Origin of the sequence: Thalassolituus alkanivorans, from assembly GCF_020447205.1 — a bacterium.
Taxonomy (GTDB): Bacteria; Pseudomonadota; Gammaproteobacteria; order Pseudomonadales; family Oceanobacteraceae; genus Venatoribacter; species Venatoribacter alkanivorans.
Genome location: NZ_JAJAEL010000037.1, coordinates 306,137 through 319,391, shown reverse-complemented (window position 1 = coordinate 319,391; position 13,255 = coordinate 306,137). Strand labels below are relative to the sequence as shown.

Annotated in this window: 9 protein-coding genes; 4 read left to right on the top strand and 5 right to left on the bottom strand. The window is 51.2% G+C overall.

The window, feature by feature from the left end; translation table 11 throughout:
• The first annotated feature begins 651 nt into the window (after positions 1 to 651).
• The 3 genes from trmA to LGT44_RS14415 all read left to right on the top strand — a co-directional run bounded on the left by trmA (position 652) and on the right by LGT44_RS14415 (position 4,162).
• Positions 652 to 1,791 carry a tRNA (uridine(54)-C5)-methyltransferase TrmA gene (gene trmA, locus LGT44_RS14425; RefSeq protein WP_230331401.1) on the top strand — a complete coding sequence of 380 codons (1,140 nt, stop codon included), beginning with the start codon at positions 652 to 654 and terminating at the stop codon, positions 1,789 to 1,791.
• Complete coding sequence (dbpA, locus tag LGT44_RS14420; protein ID WP_230331402.1) at positions 1,788 to 3,176, top strand: ATP-dependent RNA helicase DbpA; 1,389 nt, start codon at positions 1,788 to 1,790, stop codon at positions 3,174 to 3,176. Before trmA ends, dbpA begins: the two co-directional genes overlap by 4 nt.
• 371 nt (positions 3,177 to 3,547) lie before the next feature.
• Entirely contained in the window at positions 3,548 to 4,162 is a 615-nt protein-coding gene (locus LGT44_RS14415) for a GNAT family N-acetyltransferase (RefSeq protein WP_230331403.1), read from the top strand.
• 30 nt (positions 4,163 to 4,192) lie between these two features.
• On the opposite strand, the gene LGT44_RS14410 is transcribed toward LGT44_RS14415, so the two are convergent.
• The 3 genes from LGT44_RS14410 to LGT44_RS14400 all read right to left on the bottom strand — a co-directional run bounded on the left by LGT44_RS14410 (position 4,193) and on the right by LGT44_RS14400 (position 9,324).
• Complete coding sequence (locus tag LGT44_RS14410) at positions 4,193 to 6,145, bottom strand: sensor histidine kinase (RefSeq protein WP_230331404.1); 1,953 nt, start codon at positions 6,143 to 6,145, stop codon at positions 4,193 to 4,195.
• Positions 6,124 to 8,334 carry an EAL domain-containing protein gene (locus LGT44_RS14405; RefSeq protein ID WP_230331405.1) on the bottom strand — a complete coding sequence of 737 codons (2,211 nt, stop codon included), beginning with the start codon at positions 8,332 to 8,334 and terminating at the stop codon, positions 6,124 to 6,126. Before LGT44_RS14405 ends, LGT44_RS14410 begins: the two co-directional genes overlap by 22 nt.
• A gap of 234 nt (positions 8,335 to 8,568) precedes the next feature.
• Positions 8,569 to 9,324, bottom strand: coding sequence for a TSUP family transporter (locus LGT44_RS14400; RefSeq protein WP_225690644.1), 756 nt, complete (start codon positions 9,322 to 9,324; stop codon positions 8,569 to 8,571).
• Between the two features lie 103 nt (positions 9,325 to 9,427).
• Between LGT44_RS14400 and LGT44_RS14395 the strand changes: the two genes are divergently transcribed.
• Positions 9,428 to 10,009 carry a hypothetical protein gene (locus tag LGT44_RS14395; RefSeq protein ID WP_230331406.1) on the top strand — a complete coding sequence of 194 codons (582 nt, stop codon included), beginning with the start codon at positions 9,428 to 9,430 and terminating at the stop codon, positions 10,007 to 10,009.
• A gap of 88 nt (positions 10,010 to 10,097) precedes the next feature.
• On the opposite strand, the gene LGT44_RS14390 is transcribed toward LGT44_RS14395, so the two are convergent.
• Together LGT44_RS14390 and sbcB are read right to left on the bottom strand one after the other, a co-directional pair.
• Positions 10,098 to 11,495, bottom strand: coding sequence for a solute carrier family 23 protein (locus LGT44_RS14390; protein WP_145470470.1), 1,398 nt, complete (start codon positions 11,493 to 11,495; stop codon positions 10,098 to 10,100).
• Positions 11,496 to 11,806: 311 nt separating this feature from the next.
• On the bottom strand, positions 11,807 to 13,249 hold the full coding sequence (gene sbcB / locus LGT44_RS14385; protein ID WP_230331407.1) for an exodeoxyribonuclease I: 1,443 nt from the start codon (positions 13,247 to 13,249) through the stop codon (positions 11,807 to 11,809).
• Between the last annotated feature and the right edge of the window lie 6 nt (positions 13,250 to 13,255).

Here is a 13,255-nt window from a genome sequence, read left to right as displayed (position 1 = left end):
TTTTCTCAGAACAAGGAGAGAGGAGTGATATTAGCGGGCTAAATGAATGACGAACGACGATGTTCATGGGGAAAACTGGCCTCAGCCCGAAGGGTTATGGCTAAAAATCCCTCATCCAGCGTTGCTGCTCGCTCGCTTAACCCGTTAGGCCACACTCTCAGCGCCTTGCCTGAGATATTTTTAGCCAATAACAGTCTGTTTAATTAGTGTCGACAGGCCCTAATTTTTCACACAATACGGATTCAGTACGGCGACACATTGGCCGCCGTGACATCCTCTGAATGAAGCCCTGATTGGATAAACCAATCATCCATCTGCGTCTTTATCTCACAACATGGCAGTCTGGCCCAGTGCCGCATCTGACAACCAGACCTGCTAAAAGGCTGAAATTGCCATTCCCGGGGCATTTGGGGGAGATTATCCGTGCCTGAGCGGCGACAAAGCGGCATCCTGAGGTTAAAACCGGCATCCTGAGGTTAAAAGATGCACAATAGCGTGCAATCCGTATAATACGCGGCCTTTTTGCAATGGGATTTTGCCTCCGCCCGCATCCGCAGATGCAGCGCGATCCGGGGCCAACCCCGCGTAAACAACGATACACAGGCACAATGCACCCGACTTCCGCACAACCCGATTTCACACAGGCGACCTATGCAACAGCGTGACCCCTACCAGCACCATGTAAACCCCGAGCATTATGCCGAGCTGCTGGAGGTAAAAGCACAGCGTCTGCGCGATCTGTTTGCCGACTTTAATCCGCCGTCATTACAGGTGCATGCCAGTGCCCCGAGCCACTTCCGCCTGCGCGCGGAATTCCGTCTGTGGCACGATGGCGACCGTTGTTTTTACGCCATGTTTGAGCCGGGCGATAAAAGCAAAGTCTATGAAGTGCGTGAGTTCCCTATTGCCTCACGCCTGATCAACGAGCTGATGACCCGCCTGCTGGAAGACATCCAGCCGAACGAGCTGCTGCGCCGCAAACTGTTTCAGGTCGAGTTTTTAACCACCGTGAGCGGTGATGCCCTGATCACGCTGATTTATCACAAGCCATTAGGCGATGAATGGCGCGCCGAAGCCGAAGCACTGCAGGCCCGTCTGGGCTTCCCGATTGTTGGCCGCTCACGTAAACAAAAGCTGGTGCTGGAACGCGATTATGTGAATGAGGCCCTGCAGGTGGACGGCAAGACCCTGCACTACCGCCAGATTGAAGGGGGTTTCACTCAGCCTAATGGCGAGATGAATCAGCAGATGCTGAGCTGGGCACGTTCTGCCGCGGCTGACATCAACAATAGTGACAACAACGGTGAGCCGTCATCCGACCTGCTGGAGCTGTATTGCGGCAACGGTAATTTCTCCATGGCACTGGCCGATACTTTCCGCCGCGTACTGGCGACCGAAATTTCCAAAACCTCGGTTGCGGCCGCACAGGTCAATATCGCCGATAACCAGCTTGATAACGTCGTGATTGCGCGTTTATCCAGCGAAGAATTTGTGCAGGCCCTGCGCGGCGAGCGCACCTTTGAGCGGCTGTCTGGTGTCGATTTAAGCAGCTACGATTTCCGTACCGTGCTGGTCGATCCGCCACGCGCCGGGCTGGACGATGAATCGGTGAAACAGGTGCAGGGCTACGACAATATTATTTATATCTCCTGCAACCCCAATACCCTGCACGACAACCTGCAGGTGCTGTGCAACACCCACGAGATCAGACGCTTTGCGCTGTTTGATCAGTTCCCCTATACCGACCATATCGAAACCGGTGTGGTCCTGACCCGGAAAAACCCTTCATGAACAGCACCGCATCTTCATCCTTCAGTCAGCTCGATCTGCCTGCCAGCCAGTTGCAGAATCTTGAGCGCATGGGCTACACCCAGATGACGCCGGTACAGCAGCAGACTCTGCCAGCGGCACTGGCCGGTCAGGATATTCTTGCTCAGGCCAAAACCGGCAGCGGTAAAACCGCCGCCTTTGGTCTGCCGTTATTAAGCAAAATTAATCCGCGCTTTTTTGGTGTGCAGGCGCTGGTGCTGTGTCCAACCCGCGAACTGAGCACTCAGGTGGCGGAAGAAATCCGCAAGCTGGCACGCTTTCAGGCCAATATTAAAGTGGTGGTCCTTTGTGGCGGTGTTTCTATTGGCCCACAAATCGGCTCGCTGGAACACGGTGCGCACATCGTGGTCGGCACACCGGGGCGGATAAAAGACCACCTGCGCAAAGAAACCCTGAAAATTGACCAGGTGCAGACGCTGGTGCTGGACGAAGCCGACCGTATGCTCGATATGGGTTTTACCGACGATATTCATCATATTGTGGCGCACACCCCGGCCAACCGTCAGACCCTGCTGTTTTCTGCCACTTATCCGGAAAACATCAGCCAGTTAAGTGCCGAATTTCAGCACAACCCGCTGAATGTCAAAGTCGAAGCCGTGCATCAGAGCAACAGCATCGAGCAGCATCTGGTCATCTGCGAACGCAATGAAAAAGAACAGGCACTGGCACGGGTATTAAGCCACTTTGGTATTCAGCAGGCCGTGGTGTTCTGCAATACCAAACAGGCAACCGAAGAAGTCACCCAGACATTGCGCGACATGGGGTTTATCGCCCTCGCCCTGCACGGCGACCTGGATCAGCGTGACCGTGATCAGGTCTATGTGCAGTTCAAACAGAACAGCACCAACTTTCTGGTTGCAACCGATGTCGCCGCCCGTGGTCTGGATGTTGATGATCTGCCAGCGGTGATTAACTACGAATTACCGCGCGACCCGGAGGTCTATGTACACCGTATCGGCCGTACCGGCCGTGCTGGTAAAGAAGGTCTGGCAATCTCTATTGCTACCGAACGCGAAGACTACAAACGCGCTGCCATTGCCGAACAACAGGGCCGCGATATTCCGCTGATGCCAATCAGTGAACTCAGCGATGTTATGCTGCAGGCAGAAAAGCCAGCCAACGTCAGCCTGTGTCTGGCGGCGGGTCGTAAAGATAAACTGCGCCCCGGCGATATTCTCGGCGCCCTGACCTCCGCCGGCGGTATTGCCGGCAGTGCTGTCGGTAAAATTGAAGTGCTGGATTACGCCGCTTATGTTGCAGTCCAGCGCGATCAGGCCAGAATCGCCCTGAATCATCTGCAGAAAACCCGTATTAAAGGCCGTGCCATTAAAGTGCGCCGGGTTTAAACGGCGGGTAATAAGCGAAAAAACGGCTGCCGATGCAGCCGTTTTTTTTATTTACGTCACAGACATTACGAGAAGTGCCAGAAGCAGCAGCGCAGCGAGAAAAAGAAAAATATTCCCCAGTCCGCGACTTTCAGCCAGCTCCTGCTGATAACACTGAATAAAGGCTTCCAGCTCAGCGCCATCAGTAATATCCCGGCAATGCGGACAAGCTCTGGCCAGGTGTGGGAAAGATCGCATGCAACGTTGGCATTTTTTGGTAAACCGGATTTTAACCGGCAGTGGCATCCCTTTCATATGTCCTTCTGTTTAATATTTTAGAAGTCATATCGTGACCGGTTATAATACGGCCAACTTTTGTCCAGCAGCAGAGTATGAATGATACTATGAATTACACCGTCATGCCTGATTCTTCCTTTTTACATCCTCTGCTGCTCCAGCCTGCGGCAGACGCCGATGTACCGGCACTCTGTGCATTGATGAATCTGTGTTATCGCGGCAGCGAAAACGGCACTGAAGCGCAATTACAGGGCTGGACTTCAGAAGTCGGTCTGGTCGCTGGCCAGCGTATTCAGCCCGACGACTTACTCGCCTTTATTCATCGTGCGGATGTGAATTTTTTCTGCATTAAAAATAATGCCGACATTATCGCCTGCTTTTCTCTGATACAAAAAAAATTACAACCACTGGAAAGCAAACAGGTAGCGGCATGTGAGTTCGGCAGCTTTGCCGTACATCCGCACTATCAGGCACAGGGGCTGGGTAAGCAGTTACTATCCTGGGGCGAAACCTTCGCCTCTGATCTGAATTGCACAGCCATGCAGATGCAGGTACTGGCACCACGGGAAGATTTAATTGCCTATTATCAGAGACGCGGATATCAGCTGACGCCCTCACGGGCTCCTTTCCCCAAACAACTGGCGGTCGGTACACCATTGCAGGATGCATTGAGTCTGGTGCTGATGGAGAAAACCCTGCCAGCATCATAACAGAGCGGCAAACAACAAAAACGAGGCTGATTAATCGGCGCTGATATGGCGCGGGAAAACGATCAAAAAGGACAGCCCGCCCTCTGCTGGTTCTTCGGCACGAATACTGCCATGCAACAGACGCGTTACCCACTGATGGACAAGGTGCAGACCCAGTCCGCTTGAACCCTGCCCCCGGGCACTGGTCACAAACGGATCAAACATCCGGCCGGCAATATCCGAGCGCACCCCGCTGCCATTATCTGATACGCGCAATATCACCTGATCCTGCTCATTAGTCTCAGCACAGAATTCGATCTGACCGCCCGTCATATCAGCAAAACCATGCACCACGGCATTAACAATAAGGTTTTGCAGTATCTGTGAAACAATACCCGGATAACCGACAAGACGGAGGTCTTCGGCAATATGTGTGACGACTTTTACACCGGAGTGGGTGAGCATAACCTGTAAAGAGCGCAATAAATCGTCACATACCTGGCGCAGACGAAATTCAACAATATCGTCACTGGCACGGTCGATTGCCAGACGTTTAAAACTCTCAACACGGATTTTTGCCCGTTTCAGATTCTCATCCAGTAATTTAAGTCCTTCCTGACTGTGAAGAATATAATCGGCCAGCGCCTGACGGCTTAATCCCGTATCAACAGCCTTAGTCAGCTGGGTCAGATGAGTTTCCAATGTTGATGTCAGCATCAGCGCTCCACCTACCGGAGTATTAAGCTCATGAGCAACACCTGCGACCATCATCCCAAGCGCAGATAATTTACGCGTTTCAACCAATTCGTCCTGCAGAATACTTTGCTCATACAAGCTGATATCCAACTTTGCATTTGTAACTTCCAGTGCTTCTTTTTCCTGCTGGAGTTGTCGGTTAAGCAGGTAACGCTGGTACTGTTGCAGTAAATCATGGTGCAGCAAACGGCCACCAACCAGAATGATAACTGCGGCAAGTAATAATCCTGGCCATATCGACCGCCAGTTAACAGCCGACATAAATTCTGCCGTTGTCTGCACAATCAAATAGACCGGTGTGGCACTCTCCTGACTGGTGGATTGCCCAAGATTTATTTTCATGGCACTGATTAACTGACCAGCAAGAACCTCCCCTGAAATAACAGAAATTTTCCGCAGGCGTTTCCACAAAGCCTGATTCTGCACGCTTAGGTTATACTTATTCTGGCCGAGGTCATGCCCCCACTCCTGCTCGGCTTGAGGGTGCAGAACCCAGTACCCCCCCGCATCGGCAATCAATAAGGCTGACTGTTCCTCTGATAAATTACGCAGGGATTCCAGCAAGCGGCGAAAATCATAATTAATCAATAGCAGGCCGGGTTGTTTTCCATCATCAACCCCAGTACGGATACCGGCACGGAGTGTTGGTTGATATGGCTGAACAATGGCTCCGTTTTCAATATTCAGATCCAGTCCGGAAAAATACACTGCTGGTGGTTCTACCTGCATTGCATCACGAAAATAATAGCGACTGGCTTTATTCTGTAGCTCTGAATCTGGTAACTGACGCACGGAATTTTTATCAACGTCGATGCGCACCCGCTCATTGCCCTGAATATCAAGCCAGCGGATCTGCAGAACATTGTCCAGAGATTGAGCAAACCCTGAGAATCGTTGCGCCAGAATCGCGGTGTTGATTGGCCCTTCAGCATTCAGCCCCTGATGAATATCACGATCATGGTAAAGCAGTGAGACAATATTACGCACATCGCCCAACTCCCGGCTCAGGTGCACCGAGGCCGAAGCGATAATATGATCGTGCTTTTCGTTAATATCGTGGATATATGACTGGCGCAATAAATAGTTGACGGTAAATGCCGATACAAAAGCAATCAGCAACAGCAATAAGAGAAGCCGGATGCCCTGCTTTCGCTGTGCGGGAACAGAATAGTATGGAAAAACAGAAAGAGCCTCGGCGGCAAAACCAGAGGCCGGCTCCGTATGTTTCAGCGGTTCGTGTGAAGCCATGCAATCGCATCATCCACTGTCATTGGCCGGGAAAAAAAATAGCCTTGCCCGACAGAACAACCAACCTGTTGTAACCACTCGCTCTGAGCTTTGGTTTCTACGCCTTCAGCAACAATATGATAGCCAAAACGCTGACCTATTCTTACAACCATTTCAACCGCATGCCGGTCTTCTTCTGACTCTTCGATTCCCTGAACAAAAGACCGGTCTATTTTTAATGTGGTTGCAGGTAGTCTGGTGATATGTGAAAGCGAGGAATAACCCGTTCCAAAATCATCGATACTGACAGACATTCCCAATGACATAAACCGGCGCAGCAATGTATCAAAACCACGGTAGTCGGTCATAGCCTGTGATTCCGTTACTTCAATATCCAATAAAGCAGGATTGATGCTCTTCTCTTCAATAGCCTGAAAAATACTCTGGATATAATCGCGGTTATTTAAATCTGACACGCTGGCATTAAACGATACCGGCAGTTCAAAACCAGCATCAGCCAGCTGTTTTATGGCAGCAAAGGTCAGCTGAAGCACATGAAGATCAAGACTGCGGATTAACCCGGAGGCCTCTGCGAGGGGAATAAAAACATCCGGTGGAATATAGTCGCCATTGCTGTTCCGCCAGCGTACTAAAGCTTCAAAACCCAGTACCTTATTGTTCACCAATGCCACTTTAGGCTGCAGCATAATGAAGAGATCGCGATTCTGTAATGCCTGCTGTAACTCAAGTAATTGCAGATGACTGGCAGTTATTTTTTCGCGATAGCCCGGCGTATAGCCAATTAAGTTCAGGTTGTAACTTTCTCCTACTGACAACGTAACCTCAGCCAGATGTAAGGTTTCCTGAGAAGAAGCATCCTGAAGTAAATTCAGTTCGATTTTACAGAAGATTATCTGAATATGATGCTGCACGCCGGATAGCATCAGCGGCTGATCAAAAATCTGCAGTAACAACTCATCATCGGGTTGGCTGTCATGATTAAAAACCAGAGCAAATGAGCCTGTGCTGATCGTTGAAAAACAGCTGAACCCCGGCAGTTTCTGCCGCAAAGCTTCGCAGGTTGCTTTAAGCAGGTTGTCACAATAGCGCTCACCAAAGGTGATCATCGCATCCTGAAAGCTTTTGATCTTCACCAGCAGCAGCACATTGTCGCGCCGGTCATCGTCGTTCAGAGAATCCAGCTCACGCAGTAAACCGTTACGGTTACGAATATTCAGCAGATCATCAAAATAGGCCAAACGACTGACCCGATTAAGCAGGGCAACGTTAGAAAAGCCACTGCGCACATTTTCGCTGAAAACCCGCAGCAAATTAATATGGGCAGGAGTCAGTTCTACAATACCATCAACCAGAACCAGATATTCGGCCCCATCAATAGCATGGGTTTCAAAATAAAGAACTGTATGATCTGCATGAAACTGGTGGCATTGCGCAGTAATGGCCGACCTTAAGGTCGCCATCCGTTCATCAGCCGGAAAATCCGTAAGGTTTTTCTCAAGCATGCCATGATAGTCGACAGTCGTTGCGATCACCCTGGCATCACTTAACTGCATATTGCGGAAATGCCCCATACAAACAATACCGCTGACCCCCGCACCAATAATACGGCCAATATTAGTCAGCACTGCCTGGGTCAGTGAACCCAGTTCCTGTTTGCTGTGCAGATTACGGGAAGCATCTAATATCAGCTGCAAGCCCCGCTGCGCGCGGTTCAGCTCCATCATGTAGTGCCAGGTACGCAGATGACTGCCCACCACAGAATGCAGCTTTTCGCGGTTCAGGTCCGCTTTGTTCCAGTATTCATCAATGTCGTACTGACGCATGACGTCAGCCTCAGGAGCCACACCGGGTTGTCCGGTCAGCAGCACGATACGGATTGCCGAGTTGCCCAGAACCTCGCGAACAGAGCTGACCAGTCGCAGGCCGGCGTCATCCTGCTCCATCACCACATCCAGCAGCATTACGGCGATATCGTCATGCTCCCCGAGCAAATCGGCTGCCTGCGCAGCAGAGGCCGCGGTCAGAACCTCAACATCCTCACCTTTGAATTGCAGACCGCTTAAACCATGCAGCAATGAAGCCTGATAGACAGGATCATCTTCAACACTGAGAATCTTCCAGCTGGCATGAGCCTGTAGCGGGAATGTTTTACATTCATCGTCACTGAAAACGAAGGCATCATTAGACATGTGTGTGCTGTCCTTGTCTTACCGGATCAGCGGAAACTGAACCGATGAACACTGAATATTGAGCTTTATATAGTTATAGGAGATAGCATCGGATGCTGCCATTGATAGCAGCGATCAAAAAACGCTTTCCGATTAATTTGATAATAAATCAGACAAAAACCGCAGATTAACGCGTCAATTTCAGCCACTGAAGCATATCGGACCTTTTGCTGAAGTGTAGTAATGAGGCAGAAGTTAATTGTTAAGCAACAGGCTGATGCTCATGGCAATGCATACAGCAACGGTCATCAGACGGACAAACACCACGCCGCGCCGTACCGCCGTTGCCGCCCCCAGACGAGCGCCCAGCGCCTGACCCAGCGCCATGCTTAAACCGACAACCCATGCGATCTGACCCGATAAAATAAAAATCAACAGTGAAACAACATTAGTGGTGAAATTCAGGAGTTTGGCATGTGCAGTGGCCTGCAGCATATTCATGCCACGCAGCTGACAATAACCCAGGGTGAAAAAGGTGCCGGTACCCGGCCCGAAAAAACCATCATAAAAGCCAACGGCCGGAACCGCACTGGCGTTAAATTGCCCGGCGCTCAGCCTTGCGTTTGTTTCCTGTTCTCCTGCTTTACGTGCCAGCAGTAAATAAAGAGCAATCATGATTAAGGCATAGGGCATAACCGCAACCAGCAAGGCGCTGTCGAACCACTGCACAGCCACAGCACCCGCCGCCGCCCCTGCTGCGGTCAGGGCAATACTCCAGCGCTGCCTGCCGGGATTTACCAACCCTTCACGGATAAAAAACCGGGTTGCGGTAAAGCTGCCAAAGCACGCCTGCAGCTTATTGGTGGCAATCGCCTGCACCGGATTCAGCCCGGCGACCAGCAGGGCCGGGATGGTCAGCAGCCCGCCTCCTCCGGCAATGGCATCAATAAAACCCGCCGCACCGGCCACCAGCGCTAACAAAAGCAACACATCAACAGATAACTCAGGCATAGTATTCTTTGCGGAAGATAAACATTGATTATCATACGCGAAGGCCGGGGGTGCAGACAGGGGCGCTTTCCGGCCTGCTGCGATGGCGTCAGACGGAGCCTTTATGACCTCAGATATTCACCACACCCAGGACGGTAAACCGTTAAGTCACTCCGATACGGAGAAGCGACGGCTGGAACGTGATGCGGCCAAGCTCTTTATGCGGGCCTATGAGTGGGAATTTCATCAGCCAATCCGTCATATCTGGCATAACGAACCGGCCAAGCCGGATATTTCCTGTTATTTACAGGGCGAAGCGCTGGATCTGGAAATCGCACATTTATATGCCAGCGAGAATGAAGCCCGCATTGCCTCTGGCGACCACCCGCGGGAAACCGATCATAATCACTACCATGGCGATGACCATCTGTGGAGTTATCTCGCCGATCTCGCCAGTCTGGAAAGCGGCCGTAAACTGCACACTGCACTTAACCGTATTCTGGTGAATAAAGCGCGCAAGCGTTATCACTCCAAACGCGTCTGGCTGGTCATCCGCAATGCCAGTCCGCTGTGGAACCGCGATGATTTTTTACCCATTGTCCGCCATCTGAAACTGCCCCACCATTGTTTTGAAAAAATCTGGTTACTACCGGATTTTCCCGGCGAGCAGGAGCTGATTGAAATCAGCCATTCTGCGGCAAAATAATCAGCCGCCTTTATCAGCCAGAACAGTAGCGCGAAAATAAAAAAGCCCCACTCCAATGAGCGGGGCTTTTCAGCACATCAATAAATACTTATTTACTTTCGGTGCTTTCCTGCGGGTCGGCGAACATAAATTCGTCTTCCGTTTTATGTTTGCCCATCAGTCTTGGGCGCTCAATCAGGAAGTACAGCAGCAGACCGATAATGACCGCATACACGGTGGATTTAGGGTCCGGCATCGCCAGAGTTACCGCCACAATACCGGCCACACCACGTTCGGTTGGGTTACGCAGTTGTTCCATACCCACCATGATGCAGATATAAGCGGTCAGAATCAGCGTCAGTGACAGCGCAATCGGCAGTACCGGTTTAAACATGGTCACCAGTGGCAGACAGAACAGCGCGAGTAAACCGGTCAGCCAGAAGGTACCACCACCACTGTAGATAGAATCCATCGCTTTACGACCCATGGCATAGCGCTCGGCTACGGTTGCGTGTGCAGCCGTCCACAGCGGACCAGCCAGACCCGGCCACGGAGCGAAGAAGGCATGAATACCATTACGGATCGCGGTAACAACGTGCACGCGGTCAACGTTGGTTTCAATTTTTTCGTCAGTACGGACCTTGTCGATACGCTCAACCAGAGTAAAACCAACAATGATGTCACCAAAGGCAATCACGTACGCAATTAACGCAGTTGGAATGGCCAGCAGGAAAACATCCCAGCCCGGGAAGCCAACAGCAAAGGTCAGGTAATTAGCCATCAGAGCGAAGTCTGGCTGAGTGATACCCCACTGGATATCCGGCAGCGGATATTCACCCACAATCCAGCCGACAATCATGGCGATAATCATGCCCGGCACCATACCGAAGTTAGCAATACGTCGGGCAATGGCTGACTGTTCAACGACGTTTTTAAACGACAGGGAAAACAGCACATAGGCTGAAACAACGGAACCGATAATCAGCGAAATCGGTGTCGCATCCACACGGCCACCGGTTTTTAATTCGCCCATTAAGGCGGCAATACCGGCACCGATAATAATGCCCGACTTCAGGGAGTTAGGAATCACCTGAACCAGTTTTGAACCCCAGCCGGTCAGACCGAGAATCAGGAAGATCAGCGTCACTTCAATCTGCAAAGCAAATAACGCTTTAATAGCATCCGGGCCTGGTTCAAAGCCGTTCAGAAACAGAATAACCACCGGAATCGCCGGCGTAATCCAGCCCGGAACCAGAGGTACACCCAGCAAAGCCGGCAGAATATAGCCAAGGCCCGCAATAAAGGTAAAAGCCAGAGCCGCTTCATACGGCATGCCCAGATATTTTTCCAGCAATGGAATCATGGCCAGACCAACCACAAACATTACCAGCCCCTGAATGGTTTCAGCCATTTCCCAGCGGTAATGAACAAAAGGCAGTCGGATCTTAAACGGTCCGGCAGGCCAATACGGTTGTTCGCCTCCCGGCGTACGTTGCTGCATTTGCATAAGTGCTCTCTTCCTCGTTTATTGTTGTTTGCGTCTGTTATGAGTTATCAGAGCGCGGACATTAAAGAATGAAGAAAGCATTAGCGATAGCAGTGCACACCACCTTAGTCTTAAAATTAAACCAAGGTCGTACGTATTTTTTGTCTGCGGAAAAATACTGATTTTATCCAGTGATTTTTAAGCAATAGTGCTATGCCGGAAGCAGTAACAAAAGGAAATAATTGCCAATAGATACCCATGAAAAGGTTAAAAAAAAACGCCGTACCAAAAATCAGTACAGCGTTTTTTTATTGGCTGAAAGCACAGCTCAGTCAGTACGCATCGTAAGGATAAATCGATTCGGCATACACCTGCAGATCCTGAATCCACTGCAGTTTAACCGGGTCATCGGCTACCTGTTGTGCCGCCAGCTGCAGTTCACGGGCAAAGCGCTCGTAATTCATCACTGGTGAGGCCGGGTCAGTGTGCATCAGACGCGCCATACGGTGCTGTTCCCAGCGCTCACGTTCGGCTTCGTTGAGGGTATCGGGAAAATTCCGCGCACGGTAACGGAACAGCATTTCTTCACCACGGCGATCCTTAAACGGTGCCGGCCAGTCGGCCAGATCCCAGGGCGATAATTCATGTACGGTCTGCATCGCCTGCTTATCCGCCGACGGAAAAAACGCATCGTACAGCTGACTGTCAACATCAGTCGCCGGAGCAAACTCACGGCCGCTGAATACCTGATGCAGCTTGGCGGTTAAATCGGCACCGTTTTTAATCTGTGCCAGATGACGGCGTAAGGTTTCACCGCTCAGGTTCCAGCGCGATGCCTGATCCGGCGTCAGGGTATTGGCCGGCGCCAGCACCGGCGCTTTATTGATATGAATTTCTTTCAGCGGCAGGCGGCTCATACCCTCAGGCATATCGGCGGTACGGGTAAAAACCCGCTGCTGTATCTCTTCGACACTTAATTCAAACAGTGGCGTTGGGTCCTGATGCAGGTCGAAGGCAATAAAGGAGTTTTTATTGCTCGGGTGCCAGCACAGCGGTACAACTACCGCCATACAGCCCTGCTCAACCGGAAACATACCGGAAATATGCACCAGCGGTTTATGGTTAAGCACATCCACCAACGCGCCAACCTGGGCTTTTTGCCGCAGACCATAGAGGTAGCGATACAATTTAGGCTGCTTATCTTTAATCAAACGCGCCAGCGCAATGGTGGCACGCACATCGGAGACCGCATCGTGCGCCTTACCATGATCCAGGCCGTTGGCCGCGGTCAGGTGCTCGAGCTTAAAGCTTTTACGGCCGTCATCATGCTCCGGCCAGACAATACCCTCGGGGCGCAAGGCATAGGCGCAACGCACCACATCGAGTAAGTCCCAGCGCGAATTACCGCCCTGCCACTCACGGGCGTAAGGGTCATAAAAATTACGGTACAGGCCGTAACGGGTAAATTCATCGTCAAAACGAATGCTGTTATAGCCGGCGCTGCAGGTACCAGGCTGGCTGAATACGTCGTTAATGCGACCGATAAAATCGGTTTCGCTCAGACCTTTGCTCTGACAATCCTGCGGTACGATGCCGGTAATCAGCACCGCCTGCGGATGCGGCAGGTAATCGTCGCTCTGCTTACAGAACAGCTCGATGGGTTCTTCAATTTCATTCAGGTCTTCATCCGTACGGATCGCGGCAAACTGTGCCGGGCGATCCCAGGCCGGACTGGCGCCAAAGGTTTCGTAGTCGTACCAGACAATCGTATTCACACTCTT

What these genes read in the sequence shown, in the direction of transcription:
- LGT44_RS14390 (WP_145470470.1), bottom strand. Translation starts at nt 11,495, where the DNA reads ATGCAAATGCAGCAACGTACGCCGGGAGGCGAACAACCGTATTGGCCT.
- LGT44_RS14410 (WP_230331404.1), bottom strand. Translation starts at nt 6,145, where the DNA reads ATGGCTTCACACGAACCGCTGAAACATACGGAGCCGGCCTCTGGTTTT.
- LGT44_RS14395 (WP_230331406.1), top strand. Translation starts at nt 9,428, where the DNA reads ATGACCTCAGATATTCACCACACCCAGGACGGTAAACCGTTAAGTCAC.
- LGT44_RS14400 (WP_225690644.1), bottom strand. Translation starts at nt 9,324, where the DNA reads ATGCCTGAGTTATCTGTTGATGTGTTGCTTTTGTTAGCGCTGGTGGCC.
- LGT44_RS14405 (WP_230331405.1), bottom strand. Translation starts at nt 8,334, where the DNA reads ATGTCTAATGATGCCTTCGTTTTCAGTGACGATGAATGTAAAACATTC.
- trmA (WP_230331401.1), top strand. Translation starts at nt 652, where the DNA reads ATGCAACAGCGTGACCCCTACCAGCACCATGTAAACCCCGAGCATTAT.
- LGT44_RS14415 (WP_230331403.1), top strand. Translation starts at nt 3,548, where the DNA reads ATGAATGATACTATGAATTACACCGTCATGCCTGATTCTTCCTTTTTA.
- dbpA (WP_230331402.1), top strand. Translation starts at nt 1,788, where the DNA reads ATGAACAGCACCGCATCTTCATCCTTCAGTCAGCTCGATCTGCCTGCC.